Source organism: Phycicoccus sp. Soil748, from assembly GCF_001428025.1.
Lineage (GTDB): Bacteria > Actinomycetota > Actinomycetes > Actinomycetales > Dermatophilaceae > Pedococcus.
Genome location: NZ_LMSC01000009.1, coordinates 54229 through 76677, shown reverse-complemented (window position 1 = coordinate 76677; position 22449 = coordinate 54229). Strand labels below are relative to the sequence as shown.

Sequence of the window (22449 nt, the reverse complement as noted above, 5' to 3'; positions counted from 1 at the left end):
CGGGGAGCCCCGGCAGTGACCGGGTGGCAACCCGCCCGACCCGCACCCCCAGCAGCCTCAGGTGTCGAGGCGGTGCTCGCCGGCGTAGACGGTGAGGCGTGGGGCGCGGGCGAAGCCCACCAGGGTCAGGCCCGCCTCGCGGGCGAGGCCGACTGCGAGGGACGACGGGGCGGACACCGCCACCAGGGCGGGGATGCCGGCCATGACCGCCTTCTGCACGAGCTCGAAGCTGGCCCGGCCGCTCACCACGAGGACGTGCCCGGTCAGCGGCAGCCGCCCCTCTCGACCGGCCCAGCCGACGACCTTGTCGACGGCGTTGTGGCGGCCGACGTCCTCCCGCACGACGAGCGCCTGGCCGTCAGCCGTGAACAGGCCTGCGGCATGGAGCCCTCCCGTCCGGTCGAACGCCTTCTGGTGGGTGCGCAGCTCGTCGGGCATCGCCACGAGCGTCGCGGGGGACAGGCGCACGGGGTCGGCGTCCACGGCGTACGGGCGGCGCGTGGTGATGGCGTCGATGCTCGTCTTGCCGCACACCCCACAGGCGCTGGACGTGTACTCGTGGCGCTCGCTGCGCGACAGGTCCAGCGTCGCGCCGGGCGCCAGGGTCACGTCCACGACGTTGTAGGTGGGGGAGCCGGACTCGTCCTCGTCGAGGCAGTGCATCAGCGTCGCCACGTCGGCGGCGTCGCGCAGGGCGCCCTCGGTGAGCAGGTGCCCGATGGTGAGGTCGAAGTCGTCACCGGGCGTGCGCATCGTCACCGACATCGACGTGCCGCCCACGCGCATCTCGAGGGGCTCCTCGACCGCGACGGTGTCGGGCCGGGCTCTCGACACCACTCCGTCGGGGGTCACCTCGAGCCGGACCGCCGGAGTTCGCTGCGTCACCCTGCCCACACCCGCACACTATGCCGACGCCGGACGGGGTGCGCGGTGGCGTCCTGCCGAAGCGCCGGTCCACCGGGCCGCCGCCCGGTTAGGTTGGTGGCGTGAGCGACTCGACCTCTCCCGGGCCCCTGGACGGCACCGTCGACGCGCGGGTGGTGGTGCGGCTCCACGGTGACGGCGGCCTGCCGTGGCGGTCCGTGTCGCCGCGCCTGCGCACTGCCCGCCTCACCGTCGCGGCGTGCGTCCTCACCCCGCTGCTCGTCGTGGCGCTGCTGGTCGCCGTGCTCGCCTGGACGTGGGCCTGGGTCGTGGTCGCGGGACTCGTCCTCGCAGCAGGTGTCGCCGCGTGGGTCGTCACGCGCCAGGTGTCGGCGATCTCGTGGGCTGAGACGGCCGAGGAGCTGGTCGTCCGGCGCGGCCGGCTGTTCCGCTCGCTGGTGTCGGTGCCCTACGGCCGGCTGCAGTACGTCGACGTGCAGTCCGGCCCGCTGGTCCGTCGCCTCGGCATGGCGACCGTCGAGCTGCACACCGCCTCACCGGAGAGCGGCGGTCGCATCCCCGGTCTGCCCACGGCCGAGGCGGAGGCCCTGCGCGAACGGCTCGCCGCCCGCGGCGAGTCCCAGCGCGCGGGACTGTGAGCGACCCGGTGAGCGACCCGGTGAGGGACGGGGTGAGCGACGCGGTGTACGACTCCGTGGACGGGGCCGACCACGGGCCTGCCCCGGCGGTCGAAGAGGCCGACTGGCAGCACCTGCACCCGCTGTCCCCGCTGCTGCGCGGCGGCCTCGCGTTCCTCGCGGTGATGGCCTACGTCGTGTCGCAGCAGGCCGACCGGCTCGTGGGTGCCGCGGGCGACGACCCCACCGACGGGCACCTGGGGTGGGCCGCGATCGGGGTGCTCGTCGTCCTGCTGGCCATCGTCGGCGGCGCCTGGCTGTCGTGGCGGTTCTCCCGCTACCGGGTCACGGCCACCCTCATCGAGCTGCGCACCGGCTTCGTGTTCCGCCAGCACCGGCAGGTGCGGTTCGACCGGGTCCAGGCCGTCGACGTCGGGCGACCGCTGCTCGCCCGCCTGACGGGGCTGTCCGAGGTCGTGGTGCGCTCGGCCGGGGGGCGCGACTCGCACCTCACCCTGGCGTTCCTCTCCGACGCCCGCGCCCAGGAGGTCCGCGAACAGCTGGTCGCGCTCGCCGCCCGCGAGGACGAGCTGTCCCGTCCGCACGAGACCGCCGGCCGCCTCACTGACGAGCCCTTCGCCGACGCCGCCTCGGCCGAGGGGCCAGGACGAGTCGTCGCCGAACAGGTCGCCGAGGGGGTCGTGTCCGTGCCCAACAGCCGTGTCGTGCAGTCGATCCTCTTCACGGGCCAGTCCCTGCTGCTGGTCCTGGCGGTGCCCGCCCTCGTCGGCTCGATCCTCGGGGGCATCCCCGGGATGCTGGCCTGGCTCGGCCCGACCGCGCTGGCCATCGGGGGCGCCCAGGCCAAGCGGCTCACCCACGAGACCAACTTCGAGGTGGTCCACCAGGGCGACCGGCTGCGGCTGCGCCACGGGCTGACCGACCTGCGCACGACGACGGTGCCGCTGCACCGCATCCAGGCCGTCGAGGTGAGCCAGTCGCTGCCGTGGCGGTTGACCGGGTGGTGGCGGCTGCGGGTCAACGTCGCGGGCGCCGGCCGCGGCGACGACGAGACCGACACGGTGCTGCTGCCGGTGGGCACGCTCGACGAGGCGCTGGCCGTGCTGTCGCTGGTCCAGCCCGGCGCCGTAGCCCCCGTCGCGGTGGCCGCCCTGACGGGGCACGGCACGTCCCAGGGGTTCACGACGGCCACCCGACGTGCCCGCTTCCTCGACCCCCTCAGCTGGCGGCGGCGCGGGTATGCCGTGCTGCCGGACCTGCTCGTGACCCGGCGCGGGCTGCTCTACCGCAGCGCGCAGTTCGTGCCGCACGCCCGGGTGCAGTCGCTCGCGGTGACGCAGGGGCCGGTGGAGCGCGCCGCCGGCGTCGCCACCGTCCGGCTCGTCTCCACGCCGGGACCTGTGAGGCCGCTGGTCGCCCACCTCGACAGCGCCGACGCCGAACAGCTGCTGACCGAGCAGGTCGTGCGCTCCGCCCGTGCCCGCAACCGCGTGCACAGCCCGGCAGGCCAGTGGCCGGGGCGTCCACATCGCGGCTGAACAGCGGCGATTCCGTGGACCTGGTTGCGCAAACGGGCCGGACAGAGTGGACTGTGCGCCACAGTGGGGCAGCACGGTCGACACAGGGTCGACGCCCACGAGGAGAATCGGAGAAGGTACGTGAGCACGTCCGCGCAGACGGCGCCGCAGAGTGGGGCCGGCCGTCTGGGGTTCGCCGCAGGCCAGGTGATCCAGGAGTTCGGCTACGACACGGACGTCGACGACGACCTCCGGTTCGCCATCGAGGACCTCACGGGCACCGAGCTGGAGGACGAGGACTACGCCGACGTCGCCGACGCGGTCCTCATCTGGTGGCGTGAGGGCGACGGCGACCTCGTCGACGCCGTCGTCGACGCCCTGACCAACCTCGCCGAGGGCGCCTTCATCGTGGTCCTGGCCCCCAAGGCGGGTCGCCCGGGCCACGTCCAGGCCAGCGACATCGAGGAGGCCGCCACCACGGCCGGCCTGCACACCTCGGGCACCGTCAACGCCTGCGACGACTGGACCGGTACCCGCCTCGTCGCCCCCAAGTCGGTGCGTCGCTGAGATCGCTGGCAGACTGCCGGCCATGACCACACCGCTGTCCGTCGGGGACGTCGCGCCCGACTTCACGCTCAAGGACCAGAACGGCCAGGACGTCACCCTGTCGTCCTTCAAGGGCGCCAAGAACGTCGTCGTGGTGTTCTACCCCTTCGCCTTCTCCGGCATCTGCACCGGGGAGCTGTGCGAGATCCGCGACAACCTCGGCGCCTTCGTCTCCGACGACGTCCAGGTGCTCGCCATCTCGACCGACCACATGTTCAGCCAGCGCGCCTGGGCCGACAAGGAGGGCTACTTCTTCCCCCTGCTGTCGGACTTCTGGCCGCACGGGGCCGTGGCAGAGTCCTTCGGGGTCCTCAACGAGCAGGCCGGGGCCGCGCTGCGCGGCACGTTCCTGCTCGACCGCGAGGGGGTCGTGCGCTGGACCCTCATCAACGAGATCGGCCAGGGCCGTGACTTCACCGGCTACCACGAGGCGCTGCGCGAGCTGTCTGCCTGACACCTGACCCGGACAGGGCCGGTGCACCGTCTCGGTGCACCGGCCCTGCCGTGTTCCTGCCGTGTGTCCCCGCCGCTACGGCGTGGGCGGCGTGATGCGGATCTGCGCAGCCATGTTGTCCTGCATGGCCTTGGTGACCTTGACCACCGTGCCGTAGCCGACACCGTCGTCGGCGGGGTTGCCGGTGCCCAGCGGCGTGGCCACCCCGATGTCCTCACCGAACAGCTCGGGGATGAGCTTCCCGCGCTGGTCGACGATGCGGACGCTGTAGGGCGCGTTGTCCTGCGAGGGCACGACCGTCGAGGCGTCGGCGTCGCGGTAGAACAGCCGGCCGTCGTCGCGCAGCTCGAACCCGGGGTACCAGCCCTGGTCGTCGGTGAAGGTCGTCACCGCACCCTGGGCCGGGTGGGTGTTGCACTTCTCCACGGTGATCGCGTCGTCGGTCAGGCACTCCTTGAAGGAGTACGAGCCGAAGAGGTTGAACGCCGCGTTGGACGACTGCGGGCGCGACGGCAGGTTCTTCAGCGTCGTCGGGTCCAGGGCTGCCGCGGCGCCGGTGCGGCGCAGCGGGTCGAAGTGGCTGTCCACGATGAGCAGGCCGCCCTTGGCGCCCTCGCTCGGCAGTGACGTGAGGTTGTTCAGGACGTGGTTGGCGCTGCCGTAGGAGGTGTCGCGGTACCAGACCAGGGCGCCGGGGGCGTTGTACCTGATCTTCTCCACCTTCCATGCGCCGCCCTCACCGAGCTTCTGGTACGTGGTGTCGTAGGCGTACTTCAGGCCCTTGTCGAAGCCGTCGGTGTTGCGCCACTCGACCAGGTAGTACTGCGCCTGGCTGGAGGTGCCGGTGTCGAGCACCCAGCCGGCCCCGCTCGTGTCGACCCAGGTGCCGACGGTCGCGGTCCAGCCGTTGTTGGCCTCGGCGTCGTCGCTCCAGAGCGTCGAGCCACCCGCGGTGACCGCGAGGTCGTCGACGAACCAGCCCTTGTCCTCGAAGCCGGCGTCGGTGGCATACAGCATCCGCACCTTGACCGTCTTCCCGGCGTACGCGGCCAGGCTGATCCAGTCGTGCTCCCAGCCGTCTGTCGCACCGGTGAGGCCGTACTTCTTGCCGCCGTAGTCCTTCATCCGGCCGTTGGGGTCGGAGTACCCGTCGGGGGTGGACACCTCGGCGCCGGACTCGTCGAAGACCTTCTGCTCCGTCCAGGTCGCGCCACCGTCGGTGGACACCTCGACGAACCCGAAGTCCCAGTCGGCCTCGATGGAGTAGTCGTTCCACATCCAGAACCTGGCGTCGCCGGCTCCGGCGGGGACGGTGACGTCACGGGCGAGGGTGTTCTTCGCCCACGACTGGTCGGCGCTGGAGTACCACATGGTCGACCCGCTGTGCGGTGTCGCCAGGGTCAGGGTCTTGTTGGGCAGGTTGACCTTGATGCCGTCGGCCGTGCCCTTCGGGGTGCGGCTCGTCTGGCCCACGACGACCGTGCGCGACTTGTCGCCGGGGTTGACGACGACCGGGTCGGCCCAGCCGAGGACCCACTTGTCCCAGATGCCCATGTGCGTGGGGATCGACTGGAAGATCGGGCCGGAGTGCGAGCCCGAGCTCATGAGGTCCCAGAAGTCGACGTCGGAGTCGCCGCCGCTGGCGGTGTCGTAGAGGTCCGGCAGGCCGAGGTCGTGGCCGTACTCGTGGGCGAAGACGCCGACGCCGGAGTCCTCAGGTTGGACGATGTAGTTGCTCAACCGCAGGTTGGTCCCGGGGACCGGGGCACCACCGGCGACCGCCGAGGAGTGCGCCCAGATGGCGTACGGGCCCTCGGCGCCGCCACCACCGGACTTGTCCTCGCCGGCGTGGACCAGCACGACGTGGTCGATGACGCCGTCAGGCTCGAAGACGTTGCCGTCACCGTCGACGTCGCCCTGGTCCTCGACGTCGTAGTCGGCCCACGGGAAGCTCGGGTCGGCGGCGGCGAGCGCGGCGACCGCGTCGATGGGGAGCTGGCCCGGCCCGAGGGGGTTGCTCGGGTGGCCCTGCATGTCCTGGATCGCGCCGTACGTCCACTCACCGGTGGTGGGGTCCTGGAAGCAGCGGGTGGCGCCGTAGTAGGCCTCGGAGTGCGGCACGGTCACCCACGGGGTGGCGGCGCCGGTCACCGTGTAGGCGCCCTTGGACATCTCCTCGTACATGTTGCGCATCGTGTAGCCGGAGATGTCGAAGCCGGGCTTGCCGTCCGGGCCCTTGAGGTCGGTGCGGACGCGCTCGGTGATGCCCTGCTTCGTGTAGAGCATCGTGTTGTAGTGCTGGGACGAGAAGTCCTTGACCCACATGGAGTTGTTGTCGAGCAGGTCGGAGTCGGCGGGGTTGGGGATCTGGTTGTGGGTCGGTCCGTTCTGGACGTTGCCCTTGACGCAGGTCTCGGCGCCGAAGCCGTCGGGCACCATCGAACCCGAGAAGTCGTCGTTCGCCGACTCGTTGAACTCGACGAGGATCGTGAGGAGCTTGGCCTCCTGGGTGGTCTTCGCCTGCTTGAACTTGTTCTTGATCGCCTTCGGGCTCCTGCCCGACCGGATCGACTCGGCCTCCGCCTTGGCGAGCTGGCGCGCCGCCACGGGGTTGCCCTTGGCGTGCTTGGCGTCGTAGGCCTTGGCCTTGGCCAGCACCTCCGCGCGGCCCTTCGCCGCAGTCCCGGACTTCACGCTGCTGCCCGCCCGGACGTCGGTGCCGAAGGCCGCCTCCGCACGGGGGGCGACCGTGTTGAGGTAGTAGTCGCCACCGGGGGCGACGGGTGCGCTGGCCGGCGAGGGTGCGGGCGCCGCCGCCGTCGAACCCGAGGCGCCGACGGCCGCGAGGCCGGTGGCGACGAGTGCGACGGTGGGTACGACCGCAGCGGCCCGGAGCGAACGCCCCGTGATCCTGCGTTGCGTCATGTTTCCTCCATGTCTGCCCCGAGCCGTGCGGGTCCGCGGGCGCAGTGGACCCCTGCGGTGGGGTCCGAGTGCCGGGCATACTGCTCCCGCCCGGCCGTTTTGGGAAGGGACAGACGACGTATTCCGCGCAGTCCGGGAAGATTCACCGCTGCCACGCCCCACCTGCAACAATGGCGCCGCACGACCCAGCCGCGGTCGTGCGAGGGCCTGTAGCTCAGTTGGTAGAGCACCGCGTTTACACCGCGGGTGTCGTCGGTTCGAGCCCGGCCGGGCCCACGTGCACCCCACCCTCGCCGACGTCGTCCGCGCCCTCGAGGGCCTCTACCCGCCCTCCACCGCCCAGTCGTGGGACCAGGTCGGCCTCGTGTCGGGTGACCTCGCCCAGCCGGTCGAGCGGGTGCTCTTCGCCGTCGACCCGACGCTCGCGGTGATCGAGGAGGCCCGGACCCTGGGGGCCGACCTCCTGGTCACCCACCACCCGTTGCTGCTGCGGGGCGTCCACAGCGTCGCCACGTCGACCGCGAAGGGCGCGAGCGTCACGGCCCTGGTCGTCCACGACATCGCGCTCTACGTCGCCCACACCAACGCAGACTCCGCCTCACCGGGGGTCAACGACGCCCTGGCCGAGGCCTGCGGGCTCCGGGAGAGCGAGCCGCTGACGGTGGTCGAGGGCCGCCCGCTGGGCCGGGTGGGGCAGCTCGCGGAACCCACCACGCTCGAGGACTTCACGACGTCCCTCCAGCGTGCGCTGCCGCGCTCCCCGGGCGGGCTGCGCGTCGCCGGGCCGCCCGACGGCACCGTACGACGCGTGGCCGTGATGGGCGGCGCGGGCGACGACCTGTTCGACGCCGTCCGAGCAGCCGGGGCCGATGTCTACGTCACGGCCGACCTGCGCCACCACCCCGCGCTCGAGGCGCGGGAGGAGGCCCGAGGCGGCACGCCGTACCTCGTCGATGCCGGCCACTGGGCGACCGAGTCGCTGTGGCTGCAGGTGGCGGCGCAGCGGTTGCAGGACGCGCTTGCAGCGACGGACGAGGCGACAACTACAGTGGAGACCCACATTTCCACACTGCGCACCGACCCCTGGGACTTCGTCGTCGGTGCCGAGCCGCCCGGAGGTACGTCCTGAAAGCCGACCCGTCACGCCAGTGGAGGCTGCTCGACCTGCAGGCGATCGACACGCGACTCGACCAGATCGCCCACGCGACGAAGAACCTGCCGCAGCGCGCCCGCCTCGCCGAGCTCGAGCAGCGGGCCGCGGCCCTCGACTCGGAGCTGGTCCGCGCTCGCACCGAGCTCGGTGACATCGAGCGCGAGGTGTCCAAGGCGGAGTCCGACGTGCAGCTGGTCCGCGAGCGGTCCGCCCGCAACCGCTCTCGCCTCGACGCCGGCACCGGCTCGGCCAAGGACCTGCAGGCCCTCCAGCACGAGCTCGACTCCCTGGGCCGGCGGCAGGCCGAGCTCGAGGACGTCGAGATCGAGATCATGGAGCGCGCCGAGGGCGCCGAGGCCGAGGTGGCACGGCTCGAGGCCGAGCACGCCACGCTGGCCACCGAGCTCGAAGCCGCCAAGGTCGCCCGCGACGAGGCCCTGCGCGACTACGAGGCCGAGGCCACGAAGGTCGCTGCCCCGCGCGCCGACACCGTCGCCGGCGTGGGTGAGGACCTGGTGGCGCTCTACGAGAAGATCCGCACCCAGGCCGGTGGCCTCGGGGCGGCTGCCCTGCGCCAACGGCGTTGCGGCGGTTGCCAGCTCGAGCTCAACAACGTCGAGATGAACCGCATCAAGGCAGCTGCGGAAGACGAGGTCCTGCGCTGCGAGGAGTGCCGCCGGATCCTGGTCCGCACCTCCGAGTCCGGCCTCTGACCGGTGGGTCGCGCACTCGTCGTCGAGGCCGACGGCGGCTCCCGGGGCAACCCCGGGGTCGCCGGCTACGGGGCCCTCGTCCGTGACCCCTCCACGGGGCGCGTCCTCTGGGAGGGCGCGGCGCCGCTCGGCAGGGAGTCCAACAACGTCGCCGAGTACTCGGGCCTCATCGCCGGGCTGCGCGCCGCCCAGCGCATCGACCCGGCAGCCGAGGTGCTGGCCCGCCTCGACTCCAAGCTCGTGGTCGAGCAGATGGCGGGGCGCTGGAAGATCAAGCACGAGGACATGCGCCGCCTGGCCCTCGAGGCCAGGGAGCTCGCGGCCGAGCTGAAGCGAGCCGGGGGCTCGGTGGCCTACGCGTGGGTGCCCCGCGCCGAGAACAAGGACGCCGACGCCCTCTCCAACGCGGGCATGGACGGGCGCACCATCGACCGCATGCTCGAGGCGCCTTCGGAGCCGGACCGGCGCGCAGCCGTCGCCGACGAGGACGCGGTGGCCGAGGAGATCGTGCAGGAGATCGTGCAGGAGGTTGTGGAGGAGGTCGTCGACCCGACGCCCGCCGCAGTCCTGCCAGGGCCGGGCCACGGCCCGACGACCCGCATCGTCCTCGTGCGTCACGGCGTCACTGACTTCACGACCGCGGCCCGGCTCGACGGCCGCGGCGGCAGTGACCCCTCGCTCAACGACGCCGGTCGCGACCAGGCGGCGTCCGCCGGTCGCGCCCTGGCGCACCTGCTCGGCGGCTCGGAGGCGCGGCTGGTCACCTCGTCCCTGGCCCGCGCCCGGGAGACCGGCGCGGCGGTGGGGGAGGCCATCGGCGCCACCCCGGTCGTCGACGCCGCCTGGGACGAGCAGGACTTCGGCGACTGGGACGGCGCGAGCGTGCACGACCTGGCGCGCGAGCAGCCCGACGAGCTCGCCCGCCTGCGCCACGACGCGGCATACGCACGTCCCGGCGGCGAGACCCACGCCGAGCTGGCGGAGCGCGTCCTCGCGGCCTACTCGCGCGTCGTCGCTGCCGGCGGCACGACCGTCGTGGTCTGCCACCGCAAGCCCATCATGGTGGTCCTCGCCGACGTGCTGGGCATCCCGCACGACCGCGTGTGGCGGCTGGCCGCGGCTCCCGGCTCGCTCAACGCCCTCGAGGTCTGGCCCGACGGCACCGTGAGCGTGGTCTTCACCAACCGCACCTGAGCAGCTCAACCGCACCCTCGCCCGACCGCACCCTCGCTCGACCACCATGTGGCCCGCTCGTCTCGCCATGTGGCGGCCGTCCTAGGCTGGCGGCATGAGCTATGCGGGAGACGTCGCGCCCGAGGAGGCGTATGCAGCCCTGGCCGCGGACGAGGACGCCGTCCTCGTGGACGTGCGCACGAGCGCGGAGTGGAGCTACGTCGGGCTGCCCGACCTGACCGCCCTGGGCAAGAAGGTCGTCCTGGTGGAGTGGCAGCGCTACCCCGACGGCGCCGTCAACGGCGACTTCGTCGAGCAGTTGCGCGACGCCGGGCTGCCGGACGGCGCCCCGCTGTACTTCCTGTGCCGCTCCGGGGTGCGGTCGGTCGCCGCCGCCGAGGCCGCCACCGGCGCCGGGCTCGAGCCGTCGTTCAACGTCCTCGACGGCTTCGAGGGACCGCACGACGACCGGGGCCACCGCAGCGTCGCCGGGTGGAAGAACGCGGGCCTGCCGTGGAGGCAGGGATGAGCGAGGGCCGCACCTACCGCCCTGACACCCTCGCCGTGCGAGCAGGACTGGCGCGCAGCGGGTTCGACGAGACCTCCGAGGCGCTGTTCCTCACCTCCGGCTTCGTCTACGAGAGCGCCGAGCAGGCCGAGGCGGCGTTCAAGGACGAGGTCGACCACTTCATCTACTCCCGCTACGGCAACCCCACGGTGACCATGTTCGAGCAGCGGCTGCGCGAGCTCGAGGGCGCCGAGGCCTGCTTCGCCACCGCGTCGGGGATGTCGGCCGTGTTCGTCGCCCTGGCAGCCCTGCTCGGCCAGGGCGACCGCGTCGTCTCCTCGCGCGGGCTGTTCGGCTCGTGCTTCGTGATCCTCGACGAGATTCTGCCGCGCTGGGGGGTCGAGACCGTGTTCGTCGACGGTCCGGACCTCGACCAGTGGCGCGAGGCGCTGTCGGTGCCCACCCAGGCGGTGTTCTTCGAGACGCCGAGCAACCCCATGCAGGAGCTCGTCGACATGCGGGCCGTCTCCGACCTGGCCCACGCGGCCGGGGCGAAGGTCGTCGTCGACAACGTCTTCGGCACGCCGGTCTTCTCCCGGCCCTTGGAGCACGGCGCCGACGTCGTCGTCTACTCCGCCACCAAGCACATCGACGGCCAGGGCCGGACCCTGGGCGGGGCGGTGCTCGGCACGAGCGAGTTCGTCGACGGCCCGGTCAAGAACCTCATGCGCCACACCGGGCCCGCGATGTCACCGTTCAACGCGTGGGTCCTCGTCAAGGGGCTCGAGACGCTCGGCCTGCGCGTGCGGCAGCAGGCCGCCAACGCGCTCGCCGTGGCCGAGGCGCTCGAGGCGCACCCGTCGGTGACGACGGTGCTCTACCCGTGGCTGCCCTCCCACCCGCAGCACGAGCTGGCGCGACGGCAGATGCTCGGGGGTGGCACCGTGGTGACGTTCGAGCTCGCCGGCGGCAAGGCCGAGGCGTTCACGCTGATGAACGCCCTCGAGGTCGTCGACATCAGCAACAACCTCGGCGACGCGAAGTCGATGGTCACCCACCCGGCCACGACGACGCACCGCCGGCTCACGCCCGAGGCCCGGGCAGCCGTCGGCATCACCGACGGCACCGTGCGCATCTCCGTCGGGCTCGAGGACCCGCTGGACGTCATCGAGGACCTCCTGCGAGGCCTGCCCGGCTAGGGCAGCCAGGCGAGGGCAGCGACGGAGAGCCCGCCGGCGACCAGCGCGCACGCCGTTCCCTGGCCGGCGAGGCGCCACGGGCTCACCGTCAGCCCGCGCGCGCGGCACCGCTGGGCCCAGAGCAGGGTGGCCAGCGAGGCCCATGGCGTCACGAGCGGTGCGACGTTGACCCCGATGAGCAGGGCCATGAGCCGCTGCGGGGCGTCCGCGGTCACCGACTCGAGCCCGATGTAGGCGGGCAGGTTGTTCGCGACGTTGGCGGCCAGGGCGCCGCTGCCGGCCACGCGGAAGAGGTCGGCAGGCGTCGTGCCCGAGCCGGCCAACGAGGCGAGCAGCGGCTGCAGACCGTGGCGCAGCGCCACGTCGATCACGACGAAGAGGGCCGCCACCCCCAGCGCCATCTGCCACGGGACGGAGACCGACCGCAGCCTCCTGCGGTCGCGCAGGGCGACCGCGACGAGCAGGACCACCGCGGCGACGCCGGACACCCAGGCGGGGGAGAGCCCCAGCGCGAAGAGCGGGCCCACCGCGAGGCACACCGCCCCGGCGATGCGCAGCATGACGGCGTCGTGCGGCTCCGGCGGAGCGTCGGGGGCGTAGCGACCGCGCAGGTCGCGGCAGTGGAAGACCCACAGCACGAGCAGGGTGCCCACGACGGCGGCGGTGGCCGGTGCCGCTGCCAGGCGCACGTACCCGGCGTGCCCCACGGACATCTCGTCGAAGCGGTGCAGCGACAGCAGGTTGCTGAGGTTGGAGACGGGCAGGAGCAGGCTGGCGGTGTTGGCCAGCCACAGCGTCGTCATGGCGAACGGCAGGGGCGAGATGCCCAGCTGGGCGGCGATCGCGAGCCCCACCGGCGTCAGCAGCACCGCGGTGGTGTCGAGGCTCAGGAAGACTGTGCAGGCGACTGCGACCACGACGAACAGCAACCACAGCACAGGCACGCGATGGCGTCCGGCTCGGGACGCCCAGTGCCCGGCGACGTCGAAGACGCCCGCGGCCTCGGCGATCTCGGCGACCACCGTGATGGCGACGAAGAAGACCAGGACCGGGACGACCCGGGCCGCGAGGTCGGCGAGCTCGGCCGTGCTCATGCGTGGCTGGTCACTCTGGGGCCGTCGCGTCGAGCACCCACGGCTTGCCGGGGCGACCGGGCGCGGAGAGCGTGACGTCGAACGCGTCCTGGAGCACCTCGACCAGCTGGGGCACGCGGCGTACGTCCCGGCCCACCTGGCAGAGGTGCCGCGCGACCAGCCCGCGGGTGTGCTTGGCCATGTGCGTCGCCCCCGGCACGCGAACCTGCACCCAGCGGTCGGCGAGGTCGTCCTGGGGGACCCAGGCCGCGGCGTACGTGCTGGAGCGGCAGTCGACGACGACGCCGCGCGAGGCGGCCTGCGGCAGCACCCGGCCGAGCTCGGGCTTCCACACGGAGGCGAGCGGGCCGACGCCCGGGAGGTTGACGGCCATGGACAGGCGGTAGGGGACGATCGCATCGGTGGGGCGCACGGCGCCGTACAGGGCCGACACGACGACGAGCCAGCGGTTGGCCCGGCGCCGGGCGGCCACGTCGAGGGAAGGGTAGTCCAGGGCGTCATAGAGCACCCCCGTGTAGACCTGCGCCGCCGGCAGCGTGGCGGCCGTGGCCAGCCTGGTGTTGCGCGCGATGTCGTCGGCGAGGTTGGGGCTCACCCCGAGGATCTCCGCCGCACCGGGCCGTGCGCTGACCTCGGCGAGGGCGCCTGCGACCTGCGCGCGGGTGGCGCCCAGCTCCGGGAAGCTCAGGCGGTCGCCGTCGAGGCGGCGCCCCCGGGCCCGGCCCGTCTTCGACTCCGACGGGGGCAGGAGGATGAGCACGAGGGCAAGACTAGGTCGGCGGGCAGCGCGGCACCCCGCTGGGTAGGTTGACGCCATGCCCCAGCGCCGAATCCAGGTCCAGCGGCCCGTCGCCGAGCGCGCGGTCGCCCAGTCCACCGAGCTGCAGGCGCGCTTCGCCGCGATCCGCGCCGAGGCCGGTGTGCCGGAGGCGTTCCCGCGCGAGGTGGACGCGGAGGCCGAGCGGGTCTCGTCGTCGCCCGACCTGCCCGACCGCGACGAGACCGCGGTCGCGTTCCTCACCATCGACCCGCCGGGGTCGATGGACCTCGACCAGGCCCTGCACATCGAACGGCTCGGCGACGGGCACCGCGTCCGCTACGCCATCGCCGACGTACCCGCCTTCGTGCGCCCCGGCGGGGTCCTCGACGCCGAGACCCGTCGGCGCGGCCAGACGATCTACGCCCCCGACCAGCGCACCCCCCTGCACCCGCCGGTGATGAGCGAGGGTGCCGCGAGCCTGCTGCCCGGGCAGGTGCGGTCGGCGTTCGTCTGGGACCTGCAGCTCGACGGCGAGGGCGAAGTCGTCGAGACCGCCCTGTACCGCGCCCGCGTCCGCAGCACCGACCGGCTGGACTACGTCGGGGTCCAGAAGGCGCTCGACGCAGGCGGGGCCGACGAGCGGCTGGAGCTGCTCAAGGAGGTGGGACTGCGACGGCTGGAGCTGGAGCGTCGTCGCGGCGGCGCCAGTCTGCCCATGCCGGAGCAGGAGGTGACCGAGGACGAGAGCGGCCACTACCGCCTGCACTTCCGCCCCCCGCTGGACGTCGAGGACTGGAACGCCCAGGTCTCCCTCATGACCGGTATGGCCGCCGCCCAGCTCATGATCAAGGCCGGCGTGGGCATCCTGCGCACGATGCCGGCCCCGGACGCCGACGCCGTGGGGCGGTTCCGGCACGCGAGCCGCGCCCTGGGCGTCGAGTGGGCCAAGGGCACGCCGTACGGCGAGTTCCTCCGCACGCTCGACCGCACCAACCCGAAGCACCTCGCCCTCATCCACGAGGCGACGGCGCTGTTCCGCGGGGCCGGCTACACCCCCTTCGACGGCGAGGTGCCGGCCGAGCCCGAGCACGCTGCCGTCGCCGCGCCGTACGCCCACGTCACCGCACCGCTGCGTCGCCTCGTCGACCGGTTCGGGCTGGCCGTCTGCGAGGCCGTCGCCAGTGGACGGGACGTGCCGGGCTGGGCCAGGGAGGCACTCCCGTCCCTGCCCGAGGTCATGGCCGCTTCCGACAAGGTGGCCTCGGCGGTCGAGCGGGGCTGCGCCGACGCGGTCGAGGCCGCCGCGCTGGAGGACCAGGTGGGGCAGGAGTTCGACGCCATGGTGGTCGACCAGCGCGAGGCGGACCGGGCCGTCGTGCAGGTGCAGGACCCGGCCGTGCTCGCCAACGCCACGGGAGCCCACGAGCTGGGTACGCGGGTGCGGGTGCGTCTCACGGAGGCCACGGTGGCCACGAGCACGGTGCGGTTCGCGATCGTCGGCTGAGGTCCGCAGGGTAGGGGGCTCAGCCCCCTGACGGCCCTTCGGTGCTGTTCGCGGTGGCCGTGGTCGTCGTGTTCGCGGTGGCCGTGCTGGTCGTGGCGGCGGTCGTGGTGGTGGCGGCGGTCGTGGTGGTCGCTGAGGTGGTGGTCGAGGGGCTGGTGGCGCACGGGTCGGGGATGATCGTGGTGGGACTCGAGCTGCTCGAGGGAGATGCGGTCGGGCTGGTCGTGCTCGACGTGCTCGTCGAGGCACTGGTGGTGGGGCTGCTCGGGGTCGGGCAGGTCGTGCTGGACGAGGACGGGGTCGTCGTCGGCGGGGACGTGGTCGATGACGTCGGGGAGGACGTGGTCGATGACGTCGGGGAGGACGTCGGGGAGGACGTCGGCGACGTGGTCGAGGCCGTCGGAGCGCTCGTGGTGGTCGTGGACGGTGGCCGTGTGGTGGTCGAGGTACCAGTGTCCGTCGAGCTGCTCGAGCTGCTCGAGGGGCGCGTGGCCGTGGTCGTCGCCGTGGTCGTCGCCGTGGTCGTGGTCGGCGCAGCGGAACCCGTCGTCGTGGCCGGGGCGGCGGCGACCTGGGGGACCGCGCCACCGGGCGTCATGGTGGGAGCCAGGCGGAGCACGTCGGCGAGGTAGGCCGCCGAGTGGTTGTAGGACAGGATCGCCGAGCGCAGGCCGGGAGCGGTGGCGAGGTCGCGCCCGCCGGCGCACAGGTAGGCGGCCGCCGACCACGCGCTGTCCTCGACGTTCTGGGGGTCACTGGTTCCGTCGCCGTTGCCGTCCCGGCCCCAGCGGGCCCAGGTGGAGGGGATGAACTGCATCGGGCCGACAGCCCGGTCCCAGGTCGTGTCGTGGTCCCAGCGGCCCCCGTCGGTGTCGGGGATGGCTGCATACCCGTGGCCGTCCAGCACCGGGCCCAGCACGGCGGGCACCGCTCGGTGGTGGCTGTCGAGGCCGCGGCCGGCGAGCGAGCCGGACTCGACCTGGCCGATGGCGGCGAGCAGCCCCACGGGCAGGTGGCAGGCGGTCGGGACCGAGGACGCGGCGGAGCGGTAGGCGCTCCAGAGGACCTCGGGCACCTGCGTCGGACCGACGAGCGGTGGCACGGCCCGGTCTGCGGAGGTGACCACGGACCCGGTGACCACCAGTGGAGCCCCGAGCCGCGTCTGCACGACCTGCACGAAGTCCAGCGCTCCTGCGCGCCGCTGGCCCACGAGGAGGTCGCGCTGCGTCACGTCCCAGTCGTCGGCGCGGCTCGACCCCACGGCGGCCTCGGACGTCTCGGCGGGCGACGCGGTCGCACCGGCGGAGGAGGGGGGACCGGAGGCGGCTCCGCCACCGAAGAGCAGCGCGCCCCCGAGCAGCAGGGCCGAGGCGGCAGTGGTGGCGGGGCGGCTCACCGACAGCCGGACCACGCGAGGCCCAGGGCCGTGCGGTGTGTCGGCCATCAGTCCTCCCACCAGGTTGGCCGTCGTGCGCGCTGCGGGGATGCGGCCTTCCGGACGCCCCCGTCGCGCGATGGTAAGCACGCCACCCGCGCCGTGGCGACCCCCTCCTGCACGGTATTTCGCACCTGTGGGACTGGTGTGGCGGAAGGGGTGGGTGTGGCACCTCCGGCTGCCCTATCCTTGCTCTCGGATGAGTCGGCCAGGCGGTCGCGTCGGTGGGCAACCACCGCCGAGGAACGTCCGGGCTCCACAGGGCAGGGTGGTGGCCAACAGCCACCCGGGGTGACCCGCGGGACAGTGCCACAGAGAACAGACCGCCACGGTGGACCACGCAGCCCTCGGGCCGCGCAGGCACCGTGGTAAGGGTGAAACGGTGGTGTAAGAGACCACCAGCGGGCCAGGTGACTGGCCCGGCTAGGTAAACCCCACCCGGAGCAAGCTCAGACAGTGTGCGTTCGAGGGCGGCCCGCCCGAGCACACGGGTAGAGCGCTGGAGGCAGTCGGCAACGGCTGTCGTAGATGGATGACCGTCACCGGGAGCCGGGCAACCAGCTCCCGGGACAGAACCCGGCGTATCGGTCGACTCATCCCCCGCGGCCCGCGGTGGGAACTGCTGAGCGCACCTAGAGAAGAACTTCTCGGGGTCGATGTCGAAGAGCCCCGTTGCCGTTCGACGTGTGTGCAAGAGAGCATGACCCACCCGAATGGAAGGACCACCTGAGATGCCTCGCTTCATGGGATTCGTCAAGATGGAAGAAGGATCGGGCGCGCCGCCGCAGGCGCTGTTCGACGCGATGGACGGCTACATCGGCGAGCAGGCCGCCAAGGGCGCGTTCCTCGACGGGGGTGGCCTCTTCGGCACCGAGGACGCCGTGAACTTCGTCGTCCGCAGGGGCGAGACCTCACGTGTCGATGGCCCCTTCGCAGAGGCCAAGGAGGTCGTCGGCGGATGGGCCATCCTGCAGTACGACACCCTCGAGGAGGCCATCGAGGGGCAGCGCGAGTTCGCCGACCTGCACGCGAAGTACTGGCCCGAGTGCAACATGGTCGCCACCCTGCGCCAGATCTCCGAAGCGCCGCCGGAGGCCGCCGACGCCTGACCGCGGTCGGCCACCCCCAGCCGGGGCGGACGCCGCCTGTGGGCGACGTCCGCCCCCTAGGCTGAGGACGTGCCAGGCGAGACCCCGACTGTCGCGGCGATCACCACCGCCTGGCGGCGGGAGTCGGCGCGGATCGTCGGCGCCCTCACCCGGATGACGCGCGACGTCGAGCTCGCCGAGGACCTGGCGCAGGACGCCCTCGTGGCCGCACTCGAGCAGTGGCCGCTGACCGGCGTCCCGATCAACCCCGCCGCGTGGCTCATGACGACCGCCAAGCGCCGGGGGATCGACCACTTCCGTCGTGCCGACAACCTCCGTCGCAAGACCGAGGAGCTGGGGCAGGCGCTGGTCGCGGGAGAGGAGGAGCAGGTGCCCGACCTCGACGCCCAGGTCGACCACATCGAGGACGACGTGCTGCGCCTCATCTTCCTGACCTGCCACCCCTCCCTGAGTGCGGAGTCGCGCGCCGCGCTCACCCTTCGCCTCGTCGCCGGCCTCACCACCAGTGAGATCGCCAGAGGTTTCCTGTCCACCGAAACCGCCATGGGACAACGGATCTCGCGGGCGAAGAAGACGCTGTCGGAGGCCCGTGCAGACTTCGAGCTCCCCACGGGCACAGAGCGGGACGCGCGCCTCGATGACGTGATGGCGGTGATCTACCTCGTCTTCAACGAGGGCTACTCGGCTGCCGCCGGCGAGGACTGGATGCGGCCGGAGCTGGCGAGCGAGGGCATCCGGCTGGCGCGGATGCTGGCCGAGCTCATGCCCCTCGAGCCCGAGGTGCTGGGACTTCAGGCGCTGCTGGAGATCCAGGGCTCGCGTCTCGCCGCGCGGCTGGACGACGACGGCGCGCCGGTGCTGCTGGAGGCGCAGGACCGGACCCGGTGGGACGAGCTGCTCGTCCGGCGTGGGCTGGCCGCGCTGCGTCGGGCCCAGGCGCTCGCCGTGCGTGGCAGACCCATAGGGAAGTACTTCCTCCAGGCGTCGATCGCAGCGCAGCACGCGCGCGCTCCACGGGCGGAGGACACCGACTGGCGCCAGATCGCGAGGCTGTACGACGTCCTGGCCACGGCGGCGCCGGGGCCGGTGGTCGAGGTCAACCGCGCGGTCGCCCACGGACGGGCGTTCGACCCCGCAGCCGGGCTGGCCGTGCTCGCGGGGCTCACCGGGGACGAGCTCGGTGGCTCGCCCCTCCTGCCCAGCGTGCGCGGCGACCTGCTCGAGCGGGCGGGCAGGCACGCCGACGCAGCAGCCGCCTTCAGCGAGGCGGCTGCCCTGTCCCGCAACGAGGCCGAGCGCTCGGTGCTGCGGCGGCGGGCAGAGGAGAACCTCGCGAGCGTGTCGAAACCCGGCTGACCCGTTCGACGTACGGGGGAAGACGTCCCACACCGAGGAGAGACCATGCCCAACCGGACCAGCGCCAGGACCCCAGCCAGCACCACGAGCGGCACCCGCTTCGTCACCTCCGCCGACGGCACCGCGATCGCGTACGACGTGACCGGGACCGGACCAGCCGTCGTCGTGGTCGAGGGCGCCCTCTGCCAGCGGACGATGGGCACGGCCAAGGCCCTCATCCCGGTGCTGTCGCAGGACCATGCGGTCCACGCCTACGACCGGCGCGGTCGCGGCGAGAGCGGTCCCGGCACGGCGCCGTACTCGGTCGAGCGAGAGGTGGAGGACCTGGTGGCCGTCCTCGAGGCGGCGGGTCCCGACGCGCTCGTCGTCGGAGCCTCGTCGGGGGCCGCGCTGGTGCTCGAGGCGTTGCGGGCGGGCGTGCCGATGGGCAGGGTCGCGCTGTACGAGGTGCCCTTCATCGTCGACGGCAGCCATGCCCCCCACGGCACCGACCTCGGCGCGCGGACCCAGCGGCTGGTCGACTCCGGCCGACGGGGCGAGGCGGTCACGCTGTTCCTGCGCACGGTCGGCGTGCCTGCAACGGGGGTGGCGCTGATGCGCCTGATGCCGGTCTGGAAGAAGGTGTGCGCCGTCGCGCACACCCTGCCCCACGACTACGCGATCGTCCTGGACCACCAACAGGGAGAGCCGCTCCCGGACGGCTACCTGGCGGGCGTCACGGTGCCGGTGCTGGTACTCGTGGGCGGAAAGAGCCCTGCGTACATGAAGAACGCGCAGGCCGCGGTCGCCGGTGCGCTGCCGGACGCAACGCTGCGGGAACTGCCCGGCGAGTCGCACATGGTGCGGGGCAGGGCCACGGCGCCTGCGCTGCAAGAGTTCTGGGAGAGCTGAACGGGCTCCGGGCGAACCGGGCAACCGGGCAACCCCGGCTTCCGCGGCACCCGTCGCCTGGGGCGGGGCCCCGCGCGGGCCTCGGCTACCAGCCGCCTCCGCCGCCGCTGGACCCGAAGCGGTCGTCCCCCCTCTGCTGCCTGCTCGCCCGGTCGGACCAGTCCTGCCAGTCGTCCGCCTTCGGCTGGTAGCGGCGTCGCCGCACCACCGCAGCGATGGTCCCCATCACCAGCAACAGGACGAGGAACGGCAGGAGAACCCAGAACGCGACTGTCCAGAACACGGCGATCACCCCTTCAGGCCGGCACCACCAGTCTCCCGCGGGGGCGAATACCTGGGTATGGCTCGGTGTGACCATCGCACGTTCGTGCGTATGGCGACGGGCCCGGACGACTTTGAAGCGCCACCCACGCCCTGGCGTTGGTGGCGCTTCAAGCTCGAGGGGGCGGTGGCCGCCGCAGGTGCGTCGGGAGAGCCGGGCGCGCGGCAGTCCTTGCTACAACGCGCAGTTGGGCTCGGCGGGGGTGTTGATGCAGGCGGTCACCAGGCTCTGCAGGCTGGCCTGCTGCCAGGTGTTCCAGAAGTCGCCGTGGGCGGAGCGGCCGTCGGTCGTCCCGGCCATCGAGTCGGACGACAGCCCCACGTCGGTGCCTGCGCCGATGTACTTGAACTGCAACGACTCCCGCAGCGAGATCATCTTGTAGGGGAAGCCGGTGGGGCACGAGACGACGCCGCTCTTCTTGGTGGAGTAGGCGTAGTGGGCGTTGTCCGTGGTGTTGCCGACCGTCGTCGTGTAGTGGCGCGGCCGCACGCCGTCCCAGCAGTTCGGGAAGTCGATGTGCAGCGTCAGGGTCTTGCCGGGGGAGCCGTCGGCACCCAGGCAGCTCGGGACGGACAGCGAGGGCGCGACCGGCATGTACTGCCCGCACGTCCACGCGTACCGGGTCCCGATGAGCCGGGTGTCCGCCGGGAACGCCATACCCGGGCCGGTGTCCGGGCCGCCGACGCCGGTGAAGGGGCGGTAGTAGGCGGTGAAGGCCTGCACGGGGATGGTCTGGCGGGTGCCGGTGGTGTAGCGCAGCGTGGGGGTCCAGTACCCGGCGGTGTCGCTCAGCTCGCGGCAGTTGGTGCCCTTGCTCACGAGGTCGGCGTAGTTGGCGAAGTTGCCCTTGGACAGCCAGCCGTTGTTGCCGAAGAACTGGTGGGTGTGGACCATCGCCATGGTCTCGTTGTGGTGGACGATCGGGTCGACGGCAGCGGTGCCGGTGGTCTGCTTGCACTTGACCTTGAGCAGGGCCGAGGCGGAGGAGGCGGAGCCGACGAGGCCGGCGAGGACGAGGGCTGCGGCGAGGGCGGCAGCGGAGAGTCTGCGGTGCATCTGGGTGTCCTTGGTACGGCGCCACACGGGCGGGCAGGGGGAGTGGCCGCGCTCGGGACCAGCCCGAGGGGGGGTCACGGCCAGGGCCGAAGGTAGCCGCGGTGGGCTGTCGCCCGACTTCGTACCAGCCGGCAGGCGGCCGAACGATCGACCGGTCCCAGCCCAACGGTGGAGCGCTGCGGACGGATCTGGCAGGCGACGGCAAAGAGTTGGTCAACCGCCGACCCGGCGTGCTCTCGCGGGTGTATGGCGCAAGGTTGCCCCCGCCTGCATGAGGCAGACGGGGGCGACCAGGTCGTCGACCGGGAGCAGGGGGCTCCCGGACGACCGCGCGATGCTACCCCTCGGAACGCCCGTTCCGCTCTGACGAAACGCCGCATGGGGCATAATCGGTAGCGGTCAAAGCGTGGCCTTCCCCGCCCGGGCGCATCAGGTGCCCGGGTGTCGCAGAGGAGACCACGTTGACACCCGAGACCGGCAGCTCCGGCGCCGCCATGACGTTCGACCTGCACGTCGGCGAGGAGCGGTGGTGCTGGTCGGAGTCGCTGCGCGAGCTCCTCGGCGTCGCGCCGGACGAGCCGGCCACGACCTCGCGGCTGTTCGCCAACGTCGCCCACGACGACCTGGCTGCCACCTGGTCGGCGTTCCGGGAGGCGACCCGGCGTGAGGGGACGTTCTCGTTCACGTTCGACCTGCGCGACGCCCGGCACCGCCTGTGCCGGGTCGTGATGGCCGGGCACAGCATCGCCCGGGACGGCACGGTCGAGGAGCTGTCCGGCTTCCTCGTCGACATCACCGAGACGCTGCGCGCCAACGAGCAGCACGCCGTCGAGGCGTCCAGCGTCCACCGCGCCGCCATCGAGCAGGCCAAGGGCGCCCTCATGCTGAGCTTCGGCATCTCCGACGAGGCGGCCTTCGAGATCCTGCGTGCGGAGTCCAACCGGCACAACCTCAAGCTGGCCGTGGTCGCCCAGCGGATCACCGCACGCCTCAGCGACCCGGTGTTCGCCCGGGAGGACCCGGTGAGGTCGCTGCTCGACATCCTCAAGACGCTGCCCCTGCCGGAGCGGCCGTCGGCGCTGTCGCCCGAGGAGCCCGCGCCCGGCACGTCCGTCTGACCCGGCCTCCGCCGCTGGGCGTGCGGCCCGAGG

At 72.6% G+C, this 22449-nt stretch carries 21 protein-coding genes, 1 tRNA gene and 1 other RNA gene; 16 read left to right on the top strand and 7 right to left on the bottom strand.

The genetic code is table 11. The features are described from left to right. Positions 1 to 57: 57 nt before the first annotated feature. The gene (fdhD, locus tag ASG70_RS14320; protein ID WP_056884543.1) at positions 58 to 894 is read right to left on the bottom strand and encodes a formate dehydrogenase accessory sulfurtransferase FdhD; all 837 of its coding nucleotides are present in this window, start codon (positions 892 to 894) and stop codon (positions 58 to 60) included. 92 nt (positions 895 to 986) lie between these two features. Between fdhD and ASG70_RS14315 the strand changes: the two genes are divergently transcribed. The 4 genes from ASG70_RS14315 (at position 987) to ASG70_RS14300 (ending at position 4100) form a co-directional block, all read left to right on the top strand. Beyond that, a complete protein-coding gene (locus ASG70_RS14315) occupies positions 987 to 1523 on the top strand; it encodes a PH domain-containing protein (protein ID WP_235531514.1) in 537 nt (178 codons plus the stop codon). A 32-nt stretch (positions 1524 to 1555) separates the two neighbouring features. Beyond that, on the top strand, positions 1556 to 3061 hold the full coding sequence (locus ASG70_RS14310) for a PH domain-containing protein (protein ID WP_156400018.1): 1506 nt from the start codon (positions 1556 to 1558) through the stop codon (positions 3059 to 3061). A 120-nt stretch (positions 3062 to 3181) separates the two neighbouring features. Further along, positions 3182 to 3607: a DUF3052 domain-containing protein gene (locus ASG70_RS14305; protein ID WP_056884541.1), complete on the top strand. Its 426-nt coding sequence runs from the start codon at positions 3182 to 3184 to the stop codon at positions 3605 to 3607. A 22-nt stretch (positions 3608 to 3629) separates the two neighbouring features. After that, positions 3630 to 4100, top strand: coding sequence for a peroxiredoxin (locus ASG70_RS14300; RefSeq protein WP_056884540.1), 471 nt, complete (start codon positions 3630 to 3632; stop codon positions 4098 to 4100). A 75-nt stretch (positions 4101 to 4175) separates the two neighbouring features. On the opposite strand, the gene ASG70_RS14295 is transcribed toward ASG70_RS14300, so the two are convergent. After that, entirely contained in the window at positions 4176 to 7025 is a 2850-nt protein-coding gene (locus ASG70_RS14295) for an immune inhibitor A domain-containing protein (protein ID WP_056884539.1), read from the bottom strand. Positions 7026 to 7228: 203 nt separating this feature from the next. On the opposite strand from ASG70_RS14295, the gene ASG70_RS14290 reads away from it, so the two are divergent. The 6 genes from ASG70_RS14290 (at position 7229) to ASG70_RS14265 (ending at position 11771) form a co-directional block, all read left to right on the top strand. Further along, positions 7229 to 7301, top strand: a tRNA-Val gene (locus ASG70_RS14290). 1 nt (position 7302) lies between these two features. Further along, a complete protein-coding gene (locus ASG70_RS14285) occupies positions 7303 to 8154 on the top strand; it encodes a Nif3-like dinuclear metal center hexameric protein (RefSeq protein ID WP_056884814.1) in 852 nt (283 codons plus the stop codon). Then, positions 8109 to 8891 (top strand): zinc ribbon domain-containing protein, encoded by a 783-nt coding sequence (locus ASG70_RS14280; RefSeq protein WP_369818933.1) that lies wholly within the window; start codon positions 8109 to 8111, stop codon positions 8889 to 8891. The genes ASG70_RS14285 and ASG70_RS14280 overlap by 46 nt, the downstream gene beginning before the upstream one ends. A 3-nt stretch (positions 8892 to 8894) precedes the next feature. Beyond that, positions 8895 to 10085 carry a bifunctional RNase H/acid phosphatase gene (locus ASG70_RS14275; protein ID WP_056884538.1) on the top strand — a complete coding sequence of 397 codons (1191 nt, stop codon included), beginning with the start codon at positions 8895 to 8897 and terminating at the stop codon, positions 10083 to 10085. Positions 10086 to 10179: 94 nt separating this feature from the next. Then, positions 10180 to 10593 (top strand): rhodanese-like domain-containing protein, encoded by a 414-nt coding sequence (locus ASG70_RS14270; protein ID WP_056884537.1) that lies wholly within the window; start codon positions 10180 to 10182, stop codon positions 10591 to 10593. Beyond that, a complete protein-coding gene (locus tag ASG70_RS14265; protein WP_056884536.1) occupies positions 10590 to 11771 on the top strand; it encodes an O-succinylhomoserine sulfhydrylase in 1182 nt (393 codons plus the stop codon). Before ASG70_RS14270 ends, ASG70_RS14265 begins: the two co-directional genes overlap by 4 nt. On the opposite strand, the gene ASG70_RS14260 is transcribed toward ASG70_RS14265, so the two are convergent. Together ASG70_RS14260 and ASG70_RS14255 are read right to left on the bottom strand one after the other, a co-directional pair. Further along, positions 11768 to 12865 carry an SLC13 family permease gene (locus tag ASG70_RS14260; RefSeq protein ID WP_056884535.1) on the bottom strand — a complete coding sequence of 366 codons (1098 nt, stop codon included), beginning with the start codon at positions 12863 to 12865 and terminating at the stop codon, positions 11768 to 11770. The genes ASG70_RS14265 and ASG70_RS14260 overlap by 4 nt on opposite strands. A gap of 10 nt (positions 12866 to 12875) precedes the next feature. Continuing rightward, the gene (locus ASG70_RS14255) at positions 12876 to 13625 is read right to left on the bottom strand and encodes a YaaA family protein (protein ID WP_056884534.1); all 750 of its coding nucleotides are present in this window, start codon (positions 13623 to 13625) and stop codon (positions 12876 to 12878) included. 55 nt (positions 13626 to 13680) lie between these two features. Between ASG70_RS14255 and ASG70_RS14250 the strand changes: the two genes are divergently transcribed. Further along, a complete protein-coding gene (locus tag ASG70_RS14250; RefSeq protein ID WP_056884533.1) occupies positions 13681 to 15129 on the top strand; it encodes an RNB domain-containing ribonuclease in 1449 nt (482 codons plus the stop codon). A gap of 19 nt (positions 15130 to 15148) precedes the next feature. On the opposite strand, the gene ASG70_RS20445 is transcribed toward ASG70_RS14250, so the two are convergent. After that, positions 15149 to 16573, bottom strand: coding sequence for a lytic transglycosylase domain-containing protein (locus ASG70_RS20445; RefSeq protein ID WP_056884532.1), 1425 nt, complete (start codon positions 16571 to 16573; stop codon positions 15149 to 15151). Positions 16574 to 16764: 191 nt separating this feature from the next. Here ASG70_RS20445 and rnpB point away from each other — a divergent pair. From rnpB to ASG70_RS14230, 4 genes are all read left to right on the top strand, one after another. After that, positions 16765 to 17164, top strand: an RNA gene (rnpB, locus tag ASG70_RS16000) — RNase P RNA component class A. A 113-nt stretch (positions 17165 to 17277) separates the two neighbouring features. Next, on the top strand, positions 17278 to 17673 hold the full coding sequence (locus ASG70_RS14240; RefSeq protein ID WP_255353851.1) for a YciI family protein: 396 nt from the start codon (positions 17278 to 17280) through the stop codon (positions 17671 to 17673). A gap of 69 nt (positions 17674 to 17742) precedes the next feature. Continuing rightward, positions 17743 to 19029 carry an RNA polymerase sigma factor gene (locus tag ASG70_RS14235; RefSeq protein WP_056884530.1) on the top strand — a complete coding sequence of 429 codons (1287 nt, stop codon included), beginning with the start codon at positions 17743 to 17745 and terminating at the stop codon, positions 19027 to 19029. Positions 19030 to 19074: 45 nt separating this feature from the next. Next, positions 19075 to 19920 carry an alpha/beta fold hydrolase gene (locus tag ASG70_RS14230; RefSeq protein ID WP_056884529.1) on the top strand — a complete coding sequence of 282 codons (846 nt, stop codon included), beginning with the start codon at positions 19075 to 19077 and terminating at the stop codon, positions 19918 to 19920. 85 nt (positions 19921 to 20005) lie between these two features. On the opposite strand, the gene ASG70_RS14225 is transcribed toward ASG70_RS14230, so the two are convergent. Then, complete coding sequence (locus ASG70_RS14225) at positions 20006 to 20203, bottom strand: hypothetical protein (RefSeq protein ID WP_156400017.1); 198 nt, start codon at positions 20201 to 20203, stop codon at positions 20006 to 20008. A 213-nt stretch (positions 20204 to 20416) separates the two neighbouring features. Continuing rightward, complete coding sequence (locus ASG70_RS14220) at positions 20417 to 21298, bottom strand: DUF1996 domain-containing protein (RefSeq protein WP_056884527.1); 882 nt, start codon at positions 21296 to 21298, stop codon at positions 20417 to 20419. A gap of 461 nt (positions 21299 to 21759) precedes the next feature. Here ASG70_RS14220 and ASG70_RS14215 point away from each other — a divergent pair, with 461 nt between their 5' ends. Further along, a complete protein-coding gene (locus tag ASG70_RS14215; RefSeq protein WP_056884526.1) occupies positions 21760 to 22416 on the top strand; it encodes an ANTAR domain-containing protein in 657 nt (218 codons plus the stop codon). Positions 22417 to 22449: the final 33 nt, after the last annotated feature.

What these genes read in the sequence shown, in the direction of transcription:
- ASG70_RS14300 (WP_056884540.1), top strand. Translation starts at nt 3,630, where the DNA reads ATGACCACACCGCTGTCCGTCGGGGACGTCGCGCCCGACTTCACGCTC.
- ASG70_RS14295 (WP_056884539.1), bottom strand. Translation starts at nt 7,025, where the DNA reads ATGACGCAACGCAGGATCACGGGGCGTTCGCTCCGGGCCGCTGCGGTC.
- ASG70_RS14270 (WP_056884537.1), top strand. Translation starts at nt 10,180, where the DNA reads ATGAGCTATGCGGGAGACGTCGCGCCCGAGGAGGCGTATGCAGCCCTG.
- ASG70_RS14265 (WP_056884536.1), top strand. Translation starts at nt 10,590, where the DNA reads ATGAGCGAGGGCCGCACCTACCGCCCTGACACCCTCGCCGTGCGAGCA.
- ASG70_RS14260 (WP_056884535.1), bottom strand. Translation starts at nt 12,865, where the DNA reads ATGAGCACGGCCGAGCTCGCCGACCTCGCGGCCCGGGTCGTCCCGGTC.
- ASG70_RS14250 (WP_056884533.1), top strand. Translation starts at nt 13,681, where the DNA reads ATGCCCCAGCGCCGAATCCAGGTCCAGCGGCCCGTCGCCGAGCGCGCG.
- ASG70_RS20445 (WP_056884532.1), bottom strand. Translation starts at nt 16,573, where the DNA reads ATGGCCGACACACCGCACGGCCCTGGGCCTCGCGTGGTCCGGCTGTCG.
- ASG70_RS14240 (WP_255353851.1), top strand. Translation starts at nt 17,278, where the DNA reads ATGGAAGGACCACCTGAGATGCCTCGCTTCATGGGATTCGTCAAGATG.
- ASG70_RS14230 (WP_056884529.1), top strand. Translation starts at nt 19,075, where the DNA reads ATGCCCAACCGGACCAGCGCCAGGACCCCAGCCAGCACCACGAGCGGC.
- ASG70_RS14220 (WP_056884527.1), bottom strand. Translation starts at nt 21,298, where the DNA reads ATGCACCGCAGACTCTCCGCTGCCGCCCTCGCCGCAGCCCTCGTCCTC.